Origin of the sequence: Aetokthonos hydrillicola CCALA 1050 (assembly GCF_017591665.1) — a bacterium.
Taxonomy (GTDB): Bacteria; Cyanobacteriota; Cyanobacteriia; order Cyanobacteriales; family Nostocaceae; genus Aetokthonos; species Aetokthonos hydrillicola.
Genome location: NZ_JAAKGC010000004.1, coordinates 75,694 through 98,329, shown reverse-complemented (window position 1 = coordinate 98,329; position 22,636 = coordinate 75,694). Strand labels below are relative to the sequence as shown.

General features: G+C 40.3%; 9 protein-coding genes and 1 pseudogene. 3 read left to right on the top strand and 7 right to left on the bottom strand.

Going from position 1 to position 22,636, the window contains the following annotated elements:
• Nucleotides 1-22: 22 nt before the first annotated feature.
• The 7 genes from dpdJ to G4P69_RS03275 all read right to left on the bottom strand — a co-directional run bounded on the left by dpdJ (nt 23) and on the right by G4P69_RS03275 (nt 17,695).
• Nucleotides 23-4,546, bottom strand: coding sequence for a protein DpdJ (gene dpdJ / locus G4P69_RS03305; RefSeq protein WP_208348407.1), 4,524 nt, complete (start codon nt 4,544-4,546; stop codon nt 23-25).
• Nucleotides 4,547-4,585: 39 nt separating this feature from the next.
• Nucleotides 4,586-5,944 carry a 3'-5' exonuclease family protein gene (locus tag G4P69_RS39845; protein ID WP_208343848.1) on the bottom strand — a complete coding sequence of 453 codons (1,359 nt, stop codon included), beginning with the start codon at nt 5,942-5,944 and terminating at the stop codon, nt 4,586-4,588.
• A gap of 17 nt (nt 5,945-5,961) precedes the next feature.
• Complete coding sequence (dpdH, locus tag G4P69_RS03295; protein ID WP_208343849.1) at nt 5,962-9,060, bottom strand: protein DpdH; 3,099 nt, start codon at nt 9,058-9,060, stop codon at nt 5,962-5,964.
• Entirely contained in the window at nt 9,057-9,935 is an 879-nt protein-coding gene (dpdG, locus tag G4P69_RS03290) for a protein DpdG (protein ID WP_208343850.1), read from the bottom strand. The genes dpdH and dpdG overlap by 4 nt, the downstream gene beginning before the upstream one ends.
• Nucleotides 9,932-12,457 (bottom strand): protein DpdF, encoded by a 2,526-nt coding sequence (gene dpdF, locus G4P69_RS03285; RefSeq protein ID WP_208343851.1) that lies wholly within the window; start codon nt 12,455-12,457, stop codon nt 9,932-9,934. The genes dpdG and dpdF overlap by 4 nt, the downstream gene beginning before the upstream one ends.
• Entirely contained in the window at nt 12,454-15,780 is a 3,327-nt protein-coding gene (gene dpdE / locus G4P69_RS03280; RefSeq protein ID WP_208343852.1) for a protein DpdE, read from the bottom strand. The genes dpdF and dpdE overlap by 4 nt, the downstream gene beginning before the upstream one ends.
• Nucleotides 15,781-16,096: 316 nt before the next feature.
• A complete protein-coding gene (locus G4P69_RS03275) occupies nt 16,097-17,695 on the bottom strand; it encodes a DGQHR domain-containing protein (protein WP_208345814.1) in 1,599 nt (532 codons plus the stop codon).
• A 162-nt stretch (nt 17,696-17,857) separates the two neighbouring features.
• On the opposite strand from G4P69_RS03275, the gene dndC reads away from it, so the two are divergent.
• From dndC to G4P69_RS38970, 3 genes and pseudogenes are all read left to right on the top strand, one after another.
• Nucleotides 17,858-19,447, top strand: coding sequence for a DNA phosphorothioation system sulfurtransferase DndC (gene dndC / locus G4P69_RS03270; RefSeq protein ID WP_208348402.1), 1,590 nt, complete (start codon nt 17,858-17,860; stop codon nt 19,445-19,447).
• A gap of 92 nt (nt 19,448-19,539) precedes the next feature.
• Nucleotides 19,540-21,528 carry a DNA sulfur modification protein DndD gene (dndD, locus tag G4P69_RS03265; protein ID WP_208343884.1) on the top strand — a complete coding sequence of 663 codons (1,989 nt, stop codon included), beginning with the start codon at nt 19,540-19,542 and terminating at the stop codon, nt 21,526-21,528.
• Nucleotides 21,529-21,675: 147 nt separating this feature from the next.
• Nucleotides 21,676-21,847: pseudogene (locus G4P69_RS38970) on the top strand (WD40 repeat domain-containing protein); the annotation flags it as partial.
• Between the last annotated feature and the right edge of the window lie 789 nt (nt 21,848-22,636).

Genomic DNA, 22,636 nt, shown 5'->3' with positions numbered 1-22,636 from the left:
TATGTGAAATTGAAGATTGTAACTACTGCACCGCATCGCGCACTCGCAACCTCACTGCAAACCCTTGGGAATGCCACTGCACACCTTCTACCAAGGGATAAACTTGCAAAAACCCAAGTTCTATTGGTTCCACTGCTAAACTCAAAATCGCCGACTTCAGATCTCCCCGCGCATCAGAACTTGCCAACAGCAAAACCGACGCTGCACTTTTCAAACTCTCTTCTACCTGTTCACGCCAGTTAGGATCATGTAGCTGCACTTTACGTTCTTCCATTTGTAATACGTCCAGCAAAAGTTCTCTATCTGCATCGGGAAGCACAGCAAAAGGATTGTACGAAGCAAAGGCACGAGATCGTACTATATTACCCCTTGCCCACAAAAGCCCATAAATCACCTGAAACCGCCAATAGGGATTAGGCTGAACCAAACCAAAATGGAACAATGCTTTATCCAACTGGTCATCATTACTAACTACATAGGCAAAAACCCGCGCATCAATCTCAATGCCTAGCCGTTCTTCTTCCTCATGCCACAAACGGATCAAATTTAGGAGTAATTCGTCGGTTTGGCTGGTACTTCCAGGACGCAAAACCCGGGCGTTAATTGCAGTCATAACGGGATGTGTGACCAAAATACCTTCAGATGACAAAACTTTGCGGAGGCGATCGCTTGCTTGTTTCAATTCATCATATCTCTGTGCCAACCGCACATTATTCATTGCATCAACAACCTTATCACTGGTTTCGGTTAACTTTAGTAACCGGGTAAGTTCAGAATCTACAATCTCAAAATCTGAAGGTTCTAACGCACTCCCCGCCAACCGGAAAAAATTGGCAGGATCAGCTGCATACTGCCTTACAATTTCCTCAATCACCCCGCCGCCGCCAACGGTAGACTCAGTAATCCAGATTTCATCTACCCTCTCTAAAACTGTAGATGCATCTGGTGAACTTGGACCAGGATCAATATCCAAAATCAGGTCGCCCAAATCAAACTGAGGACACAACTGCCCGCAAGCATCCAGTAACGCCCCTCCCAAAGTTGCTTTGAAACGTAATGCTGCCCAAGAATTCCACTTCTCATTCGGTTCTGACCAAAGCACAGGCGCAAGGTCATTTAATATAGTTTGAATTATATCTCTCCTGCAAAGTGCTAACAGCCTGTCATGTACTTTTTGTCGTCCTTGGCTCTCGTCTGGTGCTGGTTCACCTTCTTCTAGTAAAATTTCTTCTACGTTTAAGGTCTGGAAGATATTATCCAGAACGCTTGCCATTTCCTGACCCAAATCTTGATTTAAAAGAACTTCAAAAGCTTGACAGAGGGAGATTTTATCTGCCAAGGCGCGGGTAGTCAGCATTGATATATATATTTGATAAAGCCAGTCCCGTTGAAAAACATTTGTCAATTCACACAATCGCGCATCTGTCAATATCCGATGCCGAAAATATGCTGTGCGAAATGACCGAATTTTATTTTGGTTGGGATCACTAGGGCTGATATTGAAGTTAGATGGAATACAAAAGCGAAATACTAGGGCGTCAACAGATTGAGCAAATCCAACAGCAGCAGGGTTACCATCCTGTCTCTGAGTAAAGCGAATAGTGGTATCAAGTTCTTGACCATTTTGGAAGCGGATGTTGGCGTGGGATGCTATTGCAAACCGCCGCACTTCTACTGGAGACTGTTGAGTGTGGGTGAAGGATGAAACTTCTGTCAAGATTTTGCACCAAGGCGAACCTTGAGGTAGATCCAGTTTTGTTCCCTCATCTGGTTGTATGATCTGAGTGCGCCATTCTAGTTGGGCATTGGACGTAATTGAAATTGTTTGTGGGACTTGAGTGGGATTAATCGCCCAAGGGCGATATGTAGGAATATTGATAATCTGTTCATCTTGCCAAAACTGAAAATTTCCCATCTCTTCAGTTTCGGTACAGTAGTCTTCGACTGATAGCTGCTGTTCTGTTTGTCCCAAGTTTGGCGGGGCAACCCAGTGTGTTGCATGAATATGCTCCACCCCAAAGCGCCGTGTACATCTACCTGGGGCAAAGGTTCTTAGGGCTTGGATGATAGGCATGGAGTTAACATTTGGATCACTGTGGCGTGTCTGTGGCGGCGTAGTAATCCTAACTTCAGGTAATAGAAGATCACTAAATAAGTTTGGGGGAACGAAATCAGGGAATGGATCGTTGGTGTGGTAATCCTGTTCTGATTCATTTTGATCGGAAAATCGCTGCCAACGAGAGGAAAGACGACGCAGCAAAGTTGGAAGCACCGCCATCATCAATGATCTTGGTGGTTCCCAGAGAATTGCCTGGACTTGATCTCTAGTAAGGTGTAATGCTGATTGCAAATAAGCTTCTAACTTTTGTTCTCCCTGCGCTGTTTCGAGGATTTTGCGGATCAGTGCTATTTCTTGTTGCTGGCGGTTGAGATTATATGAAGTAGAAAAAGCAAAGTCATTCCAAACAGTTCCTTTGTTAGTAGTGATTAATTGCTGCGCCACCCAGTCCATAAAGGCGAAAACGGCTTGAATGCGGATGACATAACGGTTGGCTATGGGTAAAGAACGCTTTTGCAAAATAGGGTTAAACAGCATATCGTAGCCTTGATAGGCAATGCGATCGCGTCCATAATCAGAAAGCACTACCACTGTCCAAGGTCGCATAATTCTGCGTCGTCCTGCCCGTCCTTTACGCTGAAGAAACGACGCCATATCTCGTGGTGCTTTGTGCTGTATAATACCTCCAACTTCTGGATCGTTAAATCCTACTTCCAGGGAGGCAGTAGCAACAATCACATCTGAATTTGGGGTAACTCCGGTATCTTGGGAACTGGTGCGACCAATCATCAAAGGTGATGCTAGCCCATGACCGATTTCTTCGCATAAAAGCCAAGATTGACCAGCAATAAGCCGTTCTCCGCCGTCGGCAGCGCTATGTATCCGCAAAGCTGCTAATGGCGATCGCCAGCGCAAAGGACGACTCCAACTATCCCGCCCTTCGGCGTCTAAAAGGTTGTGGAATAAGCGATTGGTAACATCTAAGTCATCTGTGAAAGCGAAAACACGGGAACCATAGAAACCTTTACTCGGGGGTCTATCAGATGGATCGAGTATGCGCCGCAGTAGCATTGCCGATTGGATACTTGTGGATAATAGACTTGTTCCCGAGACTGGATCTCCTCTGAGAACTAGTTGATACTCCATGCCCTCAGCAATTTTGTCTTCAACAGGAAAAATTTCTTCGATTGAATTAAGCTTTAAGCCTGTAAGTTCACTGAAAAACTCCGCTGCGCTTTCTAGTGTTGCTGAAAGTCCAGTAAAATGAACTTTTTTCTCGATTATTCTCTGCCAACGTCGCAACAAGTAAGCCACTTGTGCCCCGTGTACACCCGTATAGGTATGCACCTCATCTAGCAAGACTATTTGGGGAGTTTTTGCTGCTGCTATGCCAAAGATATGAGCATAGCGAGAGTCACCCATAGAACGGTTTAACATTTCTGTGGTTGTAAAAACCAGATCTGGGGGAGTTTTCGCCATGCGATCGCGTGTGAGAATTACCTCGTCTTCTGGAATAACAGCACCACAGGAAGGTTTGAGACAAGAAAGTTTCTCTTTACTTGCTTCCACATCTGCCCGTAGCCAGTATAGAGAACCTTCGCATCTGGGACACCGTAGGTAAGGGCAAGTAAACCCACCACCGTCAGCTTCCCATTTATCTTGTACCTGATCTAAAACTGCGCTTCTAGGAGTTAGACCAAAAAACGCACCAATGATAATTTTATGCTTACCTTCTTTCTGGAGGACAATATCAAGGCGGCGTGCTTCCTGATAAGTTTCAGAAAATTGGTCTTTAAGAAGTTCATTTCGGGGATAAATGGCAATTCCCTTGCTCCAATATTCATCCTTTTTTACCAAATTCGCAATATGCGCCAGGGCGGGCAAGTAAAATGCCAAAGTTTTTCCCGTTCCAGTTCCAGCACAAACAATCATTCCCCGACTTTTGCCACTATTTAGATCTCGTAGCATCTGACGTGTGGCACGAAGCTGGAAATCTGCAAGTTGAACTTCACCACGCGAAGGTGAATTCAGTATAGCTGCAACAGCTTGTTGTCGGATGGGGGTTAGCAGTTTGTCTGCCTCTAGGTGTTGAATTATTTTTTCTGGCGTAATTTTCCTCTTTGGGTAAATTCTTGGACTGATTTGCAAGCGGTAATCAGCTACTAGAGTAGGGGCAGTTTGCCAATTCCTGTTAGGAAAGAGTTGACGAAGTCGCGCAAATAATCTTACCGATTCTGCCATTCGGGTACGAAAAAGGCGACGTCCTTTGAGATTAAATTCAAATAGCAATCGCCTTTCTAGCATTTCATTTATCAAATCGCCATCGATATCAACCTCATTATTAATCACGAATTCCTGGGCGATTTCATCAATTTCTTCTTCTGTAAATCCCCCATCAACAATTCCCCAGGTTAAGAGTTTTACCTCTTTTCCTTCTAATATATTTAGAAATTCTTGAATAATGCTGTCTGGGAAAATTTCATTCATTCTCGCTCAATATGGATTTTTTGGTAATTAAAGAATCTTTTAACTCAATCGAATTCGTAATGACTTATCAAGTCTATGCTCAATTAGCCATTCTTTCACTTCGGTAGTTAGGAGATCAATAGTTGCTCCTTGATTAGCAGCAATTTTGAGAAATTTTTGTACATCTTCGGGTATTTTGTCAGAACTAAGGCTATCTAACAATTGCTTTAATTGCCCGATTAATCTATCTACTTCGTCAAATTCGTCAACGTTTTTGGGAAATTCAATTTCTTGTATTCGTTTATTTAATGCGTATATTTTATCAATAGTTGGTTTAAGTGACTCCAATTTACCAAAAATATCTAACATTTCCCTGTTGATGGTGGGTAAATGCTCCTTAAGATAATTTTTCCAAGCTAGAGATAAGTCTTGTTTGATGCTATTTTTTAGCGTATCTATCCTGGAATTAAAAGTATTGGCTTTAAAATTATTATTATCAAGAATCCACTCAGGATTTTTTCGAAAATTGTCTTGGATAAAGCTAATAGAATTTAATAAAATATCTACTTTTTGATTCAAATCAAGATTAATAATACCTTTCTGACTAAAAATTTTCAAAGCAATAACAAGGGGTTGAATTTCTCGAGTAGAGTTAGTAATTATTTTTTGTCTTGCTGTAAAGCCTTCAAGCTGATCCGCGTACTTTTTTAAATTAATTTTTCTTTGAGATAAATCAATAAGTTCTTGACATTTTTCTTTTAAAGATTTTGATGCAGAATCAGAAGAACGATTAACCATATTTTCTGTTTCTGTTGAAAAATTTAACTCGTCGCTGTTGTCCAAGTTTTCTACGCTTTCATAGACTAAAGGTAATTGTTTATTTGGTACCTTATTCTTTAAAGACAGATGTACTTGAGCTAAATAAACAGTATCCATTTTCGCATAGTTTAGCTGTTTTTGGATCAGAGGTCGTCTTCCCCAATCACTTGTTCCTTCCTCTGAATCTACATCAGTAAAATTGCAAAGCTCTCTGGCTAAAGTTTTCAGTTTTAAATCTGATGTTCCTAGAGAATAGCGTGATATTTTTCTTGCCATTTTAAGGGTACAGGTGATATTCTGCGCCTGAGTACCCCCTAAATATTTGAGGTCAAAATTAGAGTTGTGAAATATCTTTTCAATATTGGCATTTCTCATAATTTGAGCAATAAAATATTCTACTATATCAGGCTGGTTAAACACATCTAATAGATAAACGCTTTCGCCGGTTAAATCATTAGGATCTGACAAAACCTGAATTAAAGATAATTGTTGAAATGGCGTAAAACAGTCAGCAACTTCTGTATCTAACCAGAGTATTGAACAGGATGCTATTTCGTTGATAGCTGCTTGAATTTCTGAATCTCGAGTTAGGTAAAACATTGATTTTAACTACTTAATTATAAGTTGGTTTCCTCTTTAATCTGAGTTAGCAAGCTACACAATTCGACTAACCCATCCTGAATTATTTGGTGACTTAATTCGACTGTTGCACCACCAGATTTTTCTAGCGCTTCAATCTCTTTGTCTACTGCGGTGAGAGAAGCATCAGCAAAATTCCTTGTGCTTGTGACAAATTCTGAAGTAAATGACATAGCTTTTTGATAATTTTCGCTCAAATACTGAAGCAATTTTCCTGTTTCCTTATCTGAGTTTTCTCTCTCTTTTTGTAAACGCTTCATTGTATCTATGTAACTAGAAAAGTTAGTTTTCTCAAACTTTTCTAAAAGTAGATTCAGTTCATCAAAGCTCTTTACTCCACGAAATACAGCAGCGTTTCTTGCTGCTTGCATTGACTGTTGCACAATATTAATGATATCCTTTTTCTTAATATCTTCCCCTAACTCAGAAACCAGGGAATGATACAAAGTAAGTTGACGATCACACTCTTCCTGAATCGCTTTTTTTAGGAGTTCATCTACCTGTTGACGTACCTTATATAATTCTGCAAAATTATCGCGGATATCTTCCGGAATTTTGTATTGAGGTTGCCACGATTTAAGAACTTGTTTTAAAGGTTCTATAATTTGAACTGCGTCAATAACCTGGAATGTCGAATTACTACCTTTAGTGCAAGGAATTCTACTTTTGACAATTTCTAATAGTGCTTCTCGATTTTTCTTGAAAGAATCAAATAGCTTTTTCCAGCTTGAGGCACGATTTAAATCTTCTTTATTATCTAAGCCAAGAAACAAAGCATTAATAACATTTTCGAGCGTATTGGTAGAATGTCCCGCCATTGTCGCCGCGATCGCCAGTAACTCCACCGTTGCTGGTACAGGGTTCCAAGGTTCTCCAGATTCACGGGGATAAAGACGAATTTGCTCTAAGACGTATTGGCTCCACCGTTCCAAATACCTAGTGTAGGTACGAAAATAGCGATCGCCATCGGGGAACTTCCAGTTCTTGTGGTGACTATATAATAAAATACCTTGAAAAGTAAATGCAGTTTCTTTAAACTCATTAGAGTCGTTCGGGTTGAGGGGGAGTGATAAAACAAACCCAGAATAAGTCCCTCTTTTAACCTTTGGATTGTGGAAAATAATATTTCTTTGCTGAAACAGTTTACCACTACCCGCAAAAGTACTCTTCAGCAGCATTTCTGTATCCCATTCAATTCTCTGCGCTATAGCTGGAAAAATAAACTCACGAATATCTTTAGCAATCGAGTCGGGAAGGATTTCTTGATTGTTCCAACCGTCGAGATTTTTGAGTTTTGCTGTCAGTGTATCCGGCAGTTGTTTTACTTGAGGATTTGTGTAGGATTCTGGTTGATTTCCATTACCTGAGCCAGGCGGCGCGGTGCCATTTGCTGGTGGCTTTTGTGAAATTTCCGTCTCGTGAATCTTAACTCCTAAGGGAGGTAAATCAAAAGCTGTATGAATTTCTGTGCGGAGATCCCAAAGTTCATTACCATCAGTCCAAAGATCTAAGAGTGTTTCACGACGCTCAAAGTTTTGTGAGTCTTTAGCTTTAATATCTAACTGTAGTTTAGCAGTTAGTCTCATTTTACCAAAATGTTGTCGCAGAGCAGTTGAAGGAAATTGGCCGTTTTTAATATCCTCAACAGAATTTTCTAAGGTGTACTTAAGAACATCTTTAATTAAAATTCGTGGGTTAAAATTGCCCGGGTTGACTCGACTAAACATCTGTTCTAAAGCCTTTGGCGTGAACGGGTAAAACCCTACCCCATTCATATTGCCGAATCCTGTATGACAAGCTAAGCGATTTTCACATTCGTTACAAGCACTTGTGAGAGGTTCCCCTTGATAATCTTCCTCTTGATTGTCGGAGTTTACCCAATTCTCAATCATTTGTTCTTCTAAGCGCACAGCATTTAAATATCTAGCAACAAATGCTTGGATGTCAGCCTTAGTCATTAAAGATTGTTCGCCAACCGTACCAATATCTAGATTGACGTTGAAAGTAACACGTTGTTTTACTGTATCAATTAAACTTTCAAAATAACCTGTCGTACAAGCCAGTGCTGTGCGGATAGCGCACAGGGATTTGCTTCCTGGCTGCTGAGGGCGTGCAAGAACTGCTTCCAATACTTCTCTATCGATACCCTGCAACTTAGCAAAATCTTCTATTAGTAAAACTAACTCAATACCTTGTTCTGCCAAAGTTTCACGCACTTCCCGCATTAACCTTTGTAAATCTTCCCTACCTAAATTCAATACTTGGGTGATAGCTTCATCTAAATGCTGGTTTAACCAGTTGACAGCGGTTTTTTGAAAATCATGATTAGCGATGAGAAACGCGTAGAACTCTCGAGCTTTTGTGCCAGCTTTTTGCAAACTCAACACATCAAGAGGTAAGTCATCTAGTGAAAATTGACGTCGTTCCTCAATAATTTCTACCTTATCTTGATACCCTAAAATATGGATAACCAAGCGATGAATAATACCCTCATCTCTAAGCCAATGTTCTCGAAAAAACGGATCATATAATAAAGAGTCAAGTTCGTCAACTAAATAATTTTGCTCATCAGTGAGTTTAGAGCGATCGCGCTTACCATTATCACCAACTGCTGCTGCTAATTGGTTAAGTAGTTGTACACGAGCTTGAGTTTCACTTAACGTATTAGTTGCTCGATTTACACGTTGACGATATTCATCAAACCTTTCACCCTCTATTCCTTCAAGAATCAGGCTGATAATATCCTTTAAATTGGTTCCGATTTTCGGAATAAGCAACACCTTACGCTGAGGCGTAGATTTGATATTAGCCGCTAACCAACGAATGAGGTGAGATTTTCCTGTTCCAGAACCACCTAAAACAGGCACAAAAGCAAAATCTTTTTCAGCAATAAAATCTATAAGAAACTTCTGCTCGTCATATTCAACCCGTGATGATGCCTTAATCAATTCCTGGCGGTACATTGCGACTGGGTAATGGGTTGCTAAAAACAGATGATTTGCAGGTTGGGTAGCTTCTACATCCATTACCCGCCGAACCATGTCAGTATCCCAACAAACAAATTTTTGAAAAGTCATGATCTTTCTCCTAGCCAGGTAATATGAGAAATGCGCCCGTTGTCATCAACTTGATTATTCACTCCAGGTAAAATCATCAAGTCCGCATCCGATTTTCTCTCCAGTTTTATATATTCTTCATCTTGAAGTCTAAATAAGGCAAAAGCTGTGCTAGTGGAAAGATAATTAGGTTGACGACGACCAATTTCTGCTTCAACTTCTTCTCTAAATCTACCTGTTTCAAACAAAGGACATTTCTGTCCCAAACGAGTTATGAAATCTTTCATTAAAATTTCTTGCTCTTGATTAAACAAATGCTGGAGATTACGTTTAAGATAAGCAGTAGGATCAGGAACAGTTACTCTTTTTCCTCCTAGTGAATGTCCCCACGCAAAACCCATATAACACATCCAGTCATCCATTTGACCATAAAGGGCGTTATTTGACATTTTTAAAAAATGACCAACGTTCTGCTTATGTACTTGTTTTTCTACTTCTTCCCAGCTTCCTGGTGCCTCATAAATTTCCTGTGCTAAATACCAAGCGCAAGCACGACCAAAGTCTTCTTCATCTTCGTTTCCAGACGCAAAAAATAGTTCTGCGAGAGTATCAGGTAAAAGCTTATCGCCCAATTGAGGATTTTGAGAGTTCTCTGGTAAATCTGGGTTGATTGCTATTTCCTCATCCTCTCTTATTAAAAGACGTGCTTTAAGAACTTCGTTGATTGTGTCATTAAGCATAAGACGTGGAGAAGTTGCATTTTTTAGCAGTTTATCGGGAGAGAGAATCTTTTTTAGCACTTCTTCTTTTTCTCGTTTTTCTTTCGTTTGCAGTAAGTATCTAAAAATGCCCCTAACTCTGCTGGGTGTTGCTACAGGTTCTTTTAAAACACTCATATACTAATCTCCGTGCAGAAGGTGTCAAATTTAAATTGCCGTCCTGAGAAAATATTTATTAGTAGGCGATCTTCTCTATTTGGATCTAATGTATTTACAGGCACGAGAATAATACGTTGTATATTGTTATTTGATAAATATCGATAGGGTAAGGATCTTCCGGGAGGATGAAAAATTAGAGTAGGGATATGTGGCATTTGAATCGGTTCGTAATTTTCAAATAAAAAAAAGAAAGTATTCTGTATTCTACGCACTTCTTGAATAAATTGTTGTTGTTCTAAGGGAATGACAATATTCTTCATACCCTGGTCTATTAACCATTTAAATAATTTCCTACCTCTTTGCATCTTACTTAATTGTTGAAGGGATTCGTAAAAAATAAGCATTAAATTATCTCCAGCAAATAGGCGTTGAAGTTCTGTCCCTAAAAATAATTTTGTTTCATGCCAAACTGGTTTTGAAATGGGCATAATTCCTGGAAAAGGTGTGACTCCATTTTTTCTACAAACAGGACATCCACCACAAGCACGAGACACCTTCACTGGACGAGTATTTCCTGAGTAGCTTTCACTAATTGTGTAAGCTTCAGCAAAGATTTCTGAAATACAACGCTTTGTCCGTAAAGCTTCTGTCATTAATTGTAAGTTTTTCTGACTCCATTTTTGACGTTCTTTGCGAATTGGTTCCACTAGAGATTCCCAAATTTCTGGCTTGAGATGGTATTCATTACGGATGTGAATCAGTCGAGAATTTCGATAATTTTCTAATGCTTTAGAGTAAGCTTCTTCAGATTGGGATTCAAAGTCTTTCCTTCTTGGGGGTTCTTCCGAATCCATTTCAATTAAACCTGCCCGGCTCATTAAGATGAGGGTGTGGATGTTCCAAGCTGTATTTTGTGTACTATTCATATCTATATCTCCTTCTCGGAAAGAAGGAGGTATATTTATAGGCAAGCGAAATCCTTTTCCTGGTACTGATATTTTTCTGTTAAACATACTTTGCCATCGCTGAATACCTCGCTCGATGGTGATTGTTGATTTTTCATTAATTCCTTTGGCTACGTCTAGATCCCCACGTGTATATAACGTCAGCGATATCGATGCTTTACCATCTCTGCCACTTCGACCAACTTCTTGGTAAAAACGGTCAATATTTTCAGGAATACAAACATGAATAATTGTTCGGACGTCTGACTGATCCACACCTAGTCCAAAAGCGGACGTGGCAATAACTATATCAACTTTTCCTTCTCGCCAATTTTGAATGAGTTGTAATCTCTGTTCGGGAGTTGATTCACCAGTCATCACGTCATATCTCTTGAATCCAGCACGACGTAATTCTCTCGCCCAATCTTTCACATCGCTAACTTTTGTGCAATAAATAATCAGTGGACGCGGTAGGTGATAAACTGCCTCTATGAGACGTTGCTTTCTGATTTCTTCATTTTCACAATAAGCAAACCAGTACCCTGGTTCTGGGCGCAGCTGTACTGCGGATATAACTTGAAATTCTCCTGGGCTTCCAAATAATGTTTCTAGAGTATCTAAACAAGATGCTGTTAAAGTTGCAGTTAGTAATAATGTTGTAAAGGGAGTTCTACGTAATAAATCTCTTCGTATACCTGAAAGTTCTTGAAATGCAGTCCGAAAATCATCACCCCACTGTTCAACTATATGAGCTTCGTCAATTATGAAATAGCGCAGCAAACCCAAATTTGCGGCTTCATAAAGAGATGATGCTAGGGACTCTATCAGACTTTCTGGGGAAGTGAATATAATCCTTTGTGTTCCTGCACGGATGCGCCGACGAATTTCTTCTCTTTTGTTGTGTCCTTGTAAGGATTTATCACTGTAATATGCTGTATCATGTTTGATCAATGGTCTCAATGCCCGCTCTTGATCAATTGCTAGTGATGTTGTCGGCACAACTACAATACTAACCCCAGCAATTTGAGATTCCGAGAGTGCAGGAAGTTGAGCACAAAGGCTTTTACCTGAACCAGTGGGTAAATTCACTGTTAAAGTTGACTTAGGAGGAGCAGTTAGAATCGCACGAATTGCCTCTCGTTGTCCGATACTACGGTATGTCTTTAGCTCGACAAGTTCCAGAAATGGATCGCCTATGACTGGTTCATAACTACGGCGGTTCTCTTGTTTATATAGAGGAACCTCTGGAGGATACTTACTGCTAAAATCTAGCCATTCTGGTTGCCAAGGATTTGCGCTAATCAGATAATGATTTGGCTCCTCTGCTAGCAAACTTATGCCAGCTTGCTTCCAGATATTCCCCTCAGGAAAAGGAGATCTCTTTTGAACCCTAAGCAGAGTTTGGGATCTTGCTCCTTGTTTTTCATCTTCCCGTCGTAGCACATCGCGCAAAAGAGAGGCAATATCGCCTGACTTCGGTGAGTCATGCAGTGCATTGAGTAAACGCCTTTGGAAAGGTTCTAAAAAATGGCTCATATCCCCAGGGATATTACCTGTTTCTAGAATCTCTCTGAGTTCTGCAAAGGAGTCAGTCATGGATCATCTCCTGTCCACTGAGTGTTAGGCGATCGCCCAGATACAATAATGAACCCGACAGAATCAAGTTTAAGGAGCGGCTTTTGAATTCCCTCTAAAATGGCTGCACTTAGAGCACGTTCTATCTCCAATTCTTCAATAAGCGTACGATCCCAGCTTTGTCGGTTCAGGCGCAGTTGTAATTGTTCTACTCTAGTGCCTAATTTCTGTTCAGCAAGCTTAGACCATCGGGAGCACGATGAGAGAAAATCGGGGCGATTAGAGAGTAATTCCCGAGAGGTGTGACTGGCGTGATAGCAAAATTGTTGCCATTCACTAGGGCTTACAAAATTGTCAATAATTCCTAAGCTTTCCTTTGCCAAATTATAATCTCGGTTTTGATTGCTAGTTTTATTATATGGACGTCGCAATATCCGTAAAATATCTTCATCTTCAACAAGACTTATTGGCTCATGACGAGTATCAATAAATATTGTTTCGAGAATTGGGGGAAATAAAGCATCGGCACGTCGTTGTAATATTTTATATTTAGAATTATCTAGGTTGTAATCTCTTAAAACTTGTTTGGCAATTTCTAAATCTGTCTCGATTACATAATTGCATCTGAAGCCAAACCATTCCATTGCTTCGCCTGCATCCCAAGACGTATCTGTACGCCACATTGCAAAGGCTTGTCCTCGATCATCCCAGTTTATATAACTTAACAGTGCTTCTACAAATCCTTCCCCTATGCGAAAGAGTTTAATCCCAGAATTTTGGTTTGCTACCCTACGGTTATAAGTACCAAAATGGTTTATGTGACTGTTGGAAAAGCGAGTTGTCAAATCATCCACAGGAACTAAGGTATGGGTGGTGGGTTGATAACGTCGTGCTTCTAATAAATTTGGGTTATTGATTTGTTTAAATCTCAGCGCATCACAAACCCAAGCTTCAATTGCTCCTTCAATTTCTAGATGACAAGCATCATAATTATCTAATTCTTGAAAATACTGTGTTGCAACTTCATCACTAGCATCAATTTCATCTAAAGCGTTCTGTTCACTAATTTTTACTATTTCAGCTTGAATTTCTGACTGAATTGGCTTAATCATCTCCGACAGTCCAGCCGCACTCGATTGAAATAAAGCTGTTTCTAATTCTGTAAGTTTCTCATCCACATAGAATTGTAGACTCGCAATTGATTGCTGGAAAATACCAAATCCATCCTTCAGGATTGTATACCAAGCGTTGTGGGGGCTGTCGTCTAAATATGGACCAACGAAGACACAGGATTCAACTTGAATTTTGCTGCCAATCCGGTCAATTCGTCCGATTCTTTGCTCTAATTTATTAGGTGACCAAGGAAGGTCAAAGTGAATTAACCAGTCAGCAAACTGGAGATTACGTCCTTCTTCCCCAGAGCGATCGCATACTAGAATAAAGCAATTTGGGTCATCCTTGAACCTACTTATGCTTTCCTCAACCTTTTCTCGCGATTCCCCGCATTGATGGCTAGCTAAGCTTCTTTCCCCGAAGATATCAGATAAAGACTGCACGATTTTGGAACAAGTTTGCACAAAATTGCTAAATACCAGAAATTTTGGCAACCTATCGCCAGGAATTGGTCTACGGATTCTCTGCTGTATCCTTGCTAGTAATTCATTTTTATTTCTCCGAACTGCGCTCGGGATTTTGAAGTACACAGCTAGCTGATTCAACAGCACTGTTCTCAACTGTTCCGTACGCTCTCCGTCTTCTACAGGTTGGCGGATAATTCTCAGCAAAGATTGCAGAATCTCTTCTTCCTCTGAGAATTTAGGAGTTGCAGTCAAGATATGAGCATCATCTTCGCCAAACTCCAATATGATTTGAGAATGGGGGTTACTGCTTAAACGTGCGGTAACCACCTGTTCTAAAATACCCAGCCAGGTACCCGCCGCCAAGAATAACAGCAAAAAAATTCGTTGATACGGCTCCTCGTTCGGGGCGACAGTACGCCATTCGTCAATGAGTTCGTGGATATCAAGCGATCGCTCATCTAAGTCATATTCTACTTTAGGTGTAATATTGCGATCAAAAATTACATTTTCTACTGAAGCGCGACGATTGCGGAGCATTCGACGGTGAAGCCGATAGATATCACTGATGTGAGTGCGGATTGCTCTGACAATTTTATCTCTGTCTTGGGCATTTGCTTGCAAACAATTTTGCAATTCGTCTGCTTGTTCAAGTAAATATTGATCCTCAGCAAATAGGCTACGAAGTTTTCCGAGGTTAGTTCTGAGAACGAAGGGGTTTGCGCCTTCTTTAAAAGAGAGCAATATTCTACCAATGTCTTGTCTTGTTTCCACCCTATGACGAAAACCTGCTAAATCGTTTAGCTGATAGGTTGTCGGATCAAGCAGGTGAAGCATTGCGAGAAAATCCTGCTCTTGGTTAAGCACTGGTGTAGCAGAGAGTAGAAGTAAGCGATCGCTTTTATGGGCTAAGTCTCTGCAATATTGAAAACACTTGCGCTTTAATGATTCAGAAGACGATGCCATTGCTGCAATGTTGTGGGCTTCATCTAAAATTAGAAAGCCCAAATCAGAATTCTGGCTAATTTGATTCACATCCTCAACAGCGAGTACTTTCACCCTATCTGGAAAATGGGAAATGTAAAATTTGTTTTCCAACTCGCTTACCCATTGCGCCACTAAATACTGCGGAACTATCACCACCGCAAGTCCGGAAGGTTCATCCAAGAGGTATTGACGAAGAATAGCACCAGCCTCAATAGTTTTTCCCAGCCCTACCTCATCTGCTAACAAGTAGCGTTGAATTGGATCTTCCAGTACCCGCCGAACCACTTCCACTTGGTGAGGGAAAAGGTTAATGTTCGCCGAAATCAGTCCAGTCATCCCGCAACTAACCGATCTTTGTCTAATAAAGCATTTGTGTAGCGCTAATCTTCTGTCGTGGAAGTATGGCGTTTCTTGACCCTTCATTGCTAGACTTTCAATGGGATCTGCACTTGGTAAATTGCAACGGACGTAAATTCCCCGCTCAGTAGCAAACGCCGTTTTGCGATCAGGTAGATCAATTTGATACTTTTGCCTTTCTTCGTCCCACGCACAAACTCTGCCAATTATCCATCTATCAAGAGTTTCTGAATAAATGTAGCATCGAGTCTGAGGCTGAAGTTTGACTTTCTTCAATGAATTTAGTGGTAAGGTTTCTGGGATACGGTTTCCTAGTGAGCAGAAGTACTCGACTTTTACATTCACAGGAGATAGTATTTGAGTAACTTTTCCTGTCCCCAAATTATTGTTAAGGGACTGTACTAGTGAACCAGCCTTAATCATAGTGACAGCCCCATAACAAGCGAGCATCCCAATTTTTTAAAGGTAGTGTGAGCATCTTGCTAACATTACGATAACATCACAGCTACAAAGATTATTGACTCCAGAACTAGCTTACTTAAGCTGTCGTTCAGAATTTTTGTTATTTCGCCAATTTATACGAAGTATAAATAATAAAAATATTCATACCACACCGATACTACTCTTGTAAAGATGATTGCCCCAATATTAAGACAGGTATCAATACTGCACGGGTTTTGCCAAAAATGGCTTCCCGCAGGGTACCATAACCAGCGAGCAAGATGCTCGCACTCCCAAATCACAGAATGGCAGGAAGTCCTACTTTCTGAGGTTCGACGAAGTTACCATTAAAACTTATTGTTCTATTTTCAAAAGTTCTGGCTGTGGCTAAATCCTTACGTAGTTGGGCACGTTCCATGTTATCTTGAATACCACCCAAAATATAAATTAATAACCTTGTTGCCAGATCCCGTCCAGCAACCTGTATCCGTTTTTTGTTTGGATCATACAAAACGCCATACCATAAAGATTTGGGGTACTCCATTCCACTAAAACCCCCTTGTTGATCAAACTTATAAAGCTTCTTGAAAATGTCATCTAGGGAGAAGCCTTTTTTAAATACCAAGGTGCCGAGAGCTTGAGCTAATGCAACTTGCCCAACAGGACGGAACAGCATATTTCCCTCACCACCATCCTTTTCAAAACTGAAGCGCCGCAATATGGGCGTATCGTCGTAATCGAGAACTTTGTAACTTGGTAAGGTTGATAAATAATTAAAGAGTTTGTGAAATTCTTGAATTCCGTCTTCTAGTTCTTCATCTTCTGGGCGCAGAGGAATTAAACCTTTTTCCAAAGGTTTCCAGTGAGTAAATTTTTGCCCCAGGTATCTCTCAGACATTTCTTTGAGAGCTTGCAAAGTTGTCAAAACTGTTGATTTTGATGCGATCGTCCCACTATTCCAATTAACACGAGGATGACGCTCAGGACGCTGTTCGAAAAGCGGATCAGTTGTAGCGATTTTTCTTGCGACGATTGAAAAGCCATCATCCTCATTTAGCTGCACTATTTGACCTTTAGTTAAAGGTGCAGCCATAAGGTTAACATGAACAAAAATGGATCTGACTCGTCGCCTCGCTTCAGTTCGAGTTTCTCCCGCTGCCACTGCGCAAATAAACTCAATACCAATTTTTTCTTTTGGCAAGCTTTCTAAGTAAGCAGGCTGTAGTTGGTAATGCTCTATCAAGGATGATACAGTAATGAGTGTGTCATCAGGAGATTTATCCTTTTTATATCGCTGAAGTTCGCCTGTTTTGAGCAATTCCATCAATCCCTGGACTCCCATCAGTCGGTGTTGACCATCCAGTGCATAAATTGTTACATTTTCCTCACAAAGATTGAGTAGACCTAGGTTCCCATCTTTATCCAGAGGGGTAAATTCAGTAGTAGATTTTGTTGCTCTCCCCTTCTCATCCCACTCAGGAGCTTTAGGATTGTCTACCCATGGTTGATTAATTACTACCAAAACAGGCGGAAACTTATGGTTCTTGCGAACTGCTAAATATTGTGCTAATGGTAGTTGGCGAGACCAATCCAGTGGGCGTTGTTGAATTTCATCAATACTTTCTGCGTCAATCTCGACGTTGTCTGTTTGTGAGTTGTACTTTTGCTGTAGTAAGGGTAAAGCAGAAGCAAAGCGAACTCTACCAGCAAACCATTCTAGGGTAGTAGAGCCTATATAAGCCTCGCTTCCACCCATTTCAGTTTTTTGGACAAGAACCTGATCCTTTTTTCCAATAGCTTTATCAAGCAGTAAAGCAAGTACCTGTTTATCCTCGTTCTCCCTGTTCAGGTGCTCGCTAGCAATATCATTACTCAGATCAGACGTGCTTTTACTCATGCCAATTTTTAAAAACTTTTGCATTTCTGATGATAAACTGTTCTAGAAATTTAATTTACAGGGATAAGTTTTTAAAAACTATAAGTTTACAATACTAGAGTTGACCTCGCAGTATACCTGGAAAAAGGGCATCATCGTTCGTGTTTTTAAAGGAAAGTAAAAATGGCTACAGCATATCAGCCAGAAAATAAAACTAAGCAAGCCCGTACTGTGGGGGAGTTGTTAGACGATATTGAATCTCTCACTACTGAAATCCAAGAGCTATACTGCTCAGATGCGATCCCCTGGATTATCGGAGTTTCCTGGGGGAAGGATTCTAGTACTGTATTGCAGCTTGTATGGAATGCGATCGCCGCTCTTGCTCCAGAAAAACGAACTAAAACAATCCATGTAATTACAACCGACACACTAGTAGAAAACCCTGTAGTATCTGCTTGGGTTCGTAAATCAATGCAGGATCTCAAGACGGCTGCTAAGGAACATGGAATACCTATTGAACCTCATTTACTTCAACCAGTGGTTCAAGACGCATTTTGGGTAAATCTAATTGGTAAAGGTTACCCAGCACCCCGTCTCCAGTTTCGCTGGTGTACTCAACGTTTGAAAATTAATCCTGCTAATTATTTCATCCGTGAAATGGTGAGGGCTAATGGCGAAACAATTTTAGTTTTAGGTACTCGTAAAGCTGAAAGTGCTAAACGTGCTGCTACCATGCAGAAACATCAAATCGGTAGGGTGCGCGATCGCCTCAGTCCAAATGGCAGTCTTCCCAACTCCCTAATTTACACTCCTATCGAAGACTGGAGTAACAATGATGTTTGGATCTACTTAAATCAATACGAAAATCCTTGGGGACAAAGCAATAAAGAATTATTTACTATGTACCGAGGTGCAACAGCAGATAACGAATGTCCCCTTGTAGTCGATACTTCTACCCCCAGTTGTGGTGATTCCCGCTTTGGTTGTTGGGTTTGTACAATGGTAAGTAAAGATAAATCAATGGAGGCGATGATCCAAAATGATGAAGAGAAAGAATGGATGCAACCTCTATTAGATATTCGTAATGAATTAGATGTTAAAGATGATCGCGACAAGAGAGACTTCCGACGCATATGGGGTGAAGTCCAACTTTTTGAACGCAATGTGGATGGAGAAACTTCAGTTGAACCAATACATGGTCCCTATACCAAATATTGGCGGGAGTATTGGCTAAGACGAGTATTAGAAGCGCAAACACAAATCCAGCGTACAGCACCACAAAATATGCGCGACATAAACCTAATTACCTTAGAAGAAATGAGCGAAATTCGGCGTATTTGGTTAGAAGAAAAGCACGAGTTTGATGATAGTTTACCCCGTATTTATGAAGAGGTAACAGGTGAACCTTTTGTAGATCCACGTCCTGGTGCTGGCTATAGTTTATTAGGTGGCGATGAATGGGCTGTGTTGGAAGAAATTTGTGAGGGTGATGCAATGCATTTGGAACTCATGGCAAAGCTCTTAGATACAGAACGGCAGTATCGTAAAAAGTCTCGGCGTGTGGGAATATACGACGCACTACAAAAATGTTTTGATACCAGTTCTCGTTCAGCAGATGAAGCGATTAAAAATGCTCATTTGAGAAGGGATTTGAAAACAGCAGTTGATCAAGGTGATGTAGAAAAAGTCAAGCAGTTAACGTTGGCAGATGTTATTACCACTGAGCCGGTTCCGAACCAGTCTACTTGGGGAAATATTAAATTCAAAAAATAGATTAAAGAATTCAGGAGTCAGGAGTCAGGAGTCAGCATGAATTGTTTGACTGCATCTTTACATCGCCGAATTTTTATTTATAGAATAGTACTGTGATATTTCTTGAACTCGTATTGCAAAACTTTGGTCCTTATTGTGGTCGTCAAGTTATTGAGCTTGATCCAAAAGGTAGCGAACACCCTCACCCTATCATTTTATTAGGTGGTATGAATGGAGGCGGAAAAACTACTCTAATGGATGCTATTCGCCTTGCACTTTACGGACATCGTGCTCAATGTTCAACTCGTGGGAACCTTAGTTATAGCGATTTTCTTACACAATGCGTTAACAGTCACGCTTCACCAGTTGAGAAAACCCGCATTGAATTAGCTTTTGAACATATAGAAAACGATAAGCCAATAAGATATCGGATTGTGCGGACTTGGGAAAAGAACCCTAAAGATGGAAAGGATCACTTAGGAATTTTAGATATCCGAGAAGATGATGAATGGCTTGATACAGCTTTAGTCAATATCTGGGATGAGTATATTGAAAATTTGCTACCTCTAGGAATTTCTAACTTGTTTCTCTTTGATGGGGAACAGGTTAAGGAACTTGCAGAACAGGAAATACCTCCGCCAATTGTGGTTGATGCTATTCGCGGACTTTTAGGGTTAGAATTGGCAGAACGGTTAGCTGTTGATATAGAAATTGTAGCCAATCGCAAGCGCAAGGAGCTAGCAGATCTACAGGATTTAGCAAACTTGGAAGAAATTGAGCAAAAATTAAAACAGCAGCAAGAAGATCACAATAAAGAGACGCAATTAATCAATATTTTACAAGACAAGTTACAAGAAGCAGAGAAAAAACAACAAGAAACCTTTGACAAGTTCATTTCTGAAGGTGGTAAAATCGCAGGCGATCGCAGTCAGTTAGAAAAACAGCAAGCACAAACAAATACAGAAGTCGAGAATGCGCGCTCTAGTATGCGTGAATTAGCCGCAGGTATTTTACCTATGGCGTTGATTCAACCTTTGGTTATTCAAGCGCAAAACACAGGAGAAGAAGAAATTCGCCGTCAGCAAGCACAAATAGCACAAGCTCTATTAGTAGAGCGAGATAAACGCTTAATCGATAAAATTGCTTACTTGGGTATATCAGAAGAGCAATTAGACAAAATTAAATCATTGATTGACGAAGAAAATCAAGCTTTTGAATCAGAAAAAAATCAAGAATCATGGTTATTAGCTGAGCCAGAAAGTTTGAATCAACTGAAGAATCTTAATAACTACTTGCTGGAAAACGTAAAAATAGCTGCTCAACAGCAGTTAGATATTCTCAAAATCAAAGAAGACGAAATTATTAATTTAGAAAGGCAGTTACAAGCTGCCGCGTCTCCTGAAGATTATCAAAAGTTGGTAGATGCAGTCGCAGAAGCACAAAACGAAGTTAGTGAAGCTAAAGCTAATTACGAGACAGCAACTCGGCGCTTAGTCGAATTAGAGGCGGCTATTGAAAAATGTAAAAAAGATTTACAACAATATACCAAGCAAAATCTTGACATTAAGAATAACGAACATATTATCACCGCATCTGCAAAAGTTCAAGAAACGCTCAAGCTTTTTCGCGAGCGCTTAACTCTGAGAAAACTAAACAAACTAGAAATAGAAGTTACAGAGTGCTTCCGCTATCTGCTACATAAATCTGACTTAATCCATCGTATTGCTATTGACACCAATACCTTCAGCCTATCGTTGTACGACGTCAAAGGTAAACTGGTTCCGAAACATCGTCTTTCGGCTGGAGAAAAACAACTTTTAGCGATCGCCTTCCTTTGGGGATTAGCACGAGTTTCTGGTCGGCGCTTACCAGTAGCAATTGATACACCGCTAGGTCGTTTAGATTCTTCGCATCGGGGTAATTTGGTTGAACGTTACTTTCCCTGTGCGAGTCATCAAGTGATTTTGCTTTCTACCGATACTGAAATTGGAGACAAAGAAGTAAAAACATTGCGGGAAAAGGATGCGATCACCCGTGAATATCTTTTGAAATATGATTCATCGACTCGCCAGACAACTATAGAACCAGGCTATTTTTATTAATCAGGGTGTGGGGTGTAGGGTATTTCCACAAATCAATTCAGGGGCTTTAAACTGATTGGGTGTAGATTAGGGTGTTCCCTTAAATTAAAGGATAGATACTTTCCCCACTACACCCAACACCCAACACCCTAGTTTTGGTAATGCTATCTACCTAGTACGCTCGAAGATTCTCTTGACTTACAATCAGTACAAGCGATCGCTACAGGGTACAAGCAAGTTTACCAGGCGCTAGAAGTAGAGACGTAACTGGGTTCCGGAATTATCTTTGCAATTCGCTCAGAGTTTATCTCATCTTAGCCAAGACTCACTGGCTAAAGAACATAAAACTTGGCACTACTCACAGTAGCTATAGCGGTTCTCATTTGTGTTAACTACACCCAAATGTGGGGGCGTAGCCTCCGGCTTCTCGCAGAGTACGGCGTTCGCCCCTACAAATGTATTGCACTCAATCGAGAATCGCTATAGGACTTACGCATTGACAGAAATCATCAGATATGAGGTAGGAATTAATCGCGTCTCAACGAGAGATTTTTCCAAAAATAAGGGTGTTCCCGTCCATTGTAGGGGCGCAAGCATGAGCGCCCCTAGAAGTCTGAAACAACCATTATCCGTTAATCCACATGATGTTCGATTTGTATAGTGCGTAAGTCCTACCTTCTAAAACTATATACCTATATATTTTTGTTAAAAACAAATGTGATGGTGAATACAAAATCATATCTATCTATCTAAAGATAGATATTTACCTATACCTAGTGACATAAAATTCTATTTGGTGCATTATGGAAAGCAAATGACATTATCAAAAATATATGTCATTTTCGTGAAAAAATGACATTATCAGAAAGATATGACATTTTCGGAAGTATATGTTGTGGTGTTCGCACAAAGCTCAGAGGCTAGAGACGTATAGCGATGAAACGCGAAAACTGTAAATCAACCTGTGGTTGTAACAATGAGGATAGTAGTCTTGATTGCTTTTCTTTGACAGTTTGTAAAACTTTGATTAGCTAAGATAGCAAAGCCTGAGTGGGCAAAATCAGGGTTTAGCTGCCTGCTCAATATTAAAATCTTATAAAAAAATATACCTTTATTTAAAAAAATCAGT

What these genes read in the sequence shown, in the direction of transcription:
- G4P69_RS39845 (WP_208343848.1), bottom strand. Translation starts at nt 5,944, where the DNA reads ATGTTTTACCTAACTCGAGATTCAGAAATTCAAGCAGCTATCAACGAA.
- dndC (WP_208348402.1), top strand. Translation starts at nt 17,858, where the DNA reads ATGGCTACAGCATATCAGCCAGAAAATAAAACTAAGCAAGCCCGTACT.
- dpdF (WP_208343851.1), bottom strand. Translation starts at nt 12,457, where the DNA reads ATGACTGACTCCTTTGCAGAACTCAGAGAGATTCTAGAAACAGGTAAT.
- dpdE (WP_208343852.1), bottom strand. Translation starts at nt 15,780, where the DNA reads ATGATTAAGGCTGGTTCACTAGTACAGTCCCTTAACAATAATTTGGGG.
- dpdG (WP_208343850.1), bottom strand. Translation starts at nt 9,935, where the DNA reads ATGAGTGTTTTAAAAGAACCTGTAGCAACACCCAGCAGAGTTAGGGGC.
- G4P69_RS03275 (WP_208345814.1), bottom strand. Translation starts at nt 17,695, where the DNA reads ATGAGTAAAAGCACGTCTGATCTGAGTAATGATATTGCTAGCGAGCAC.
- dpdH (WP_208343849.1), bottom strand. Translation starts at nt 9,060, where the DNA reads ATGACTTTTCAAAAATTTGTTTGTTGGGATACTGACATGGTTCGGCGG.
- dpdJ (WP_208348407.1), bottom strand. Translation starts at nt 4,546, where the DNA reads ATGAATGAAATTTTCCCAGACAGCATTATTCAAGAATTTCTAAATATA.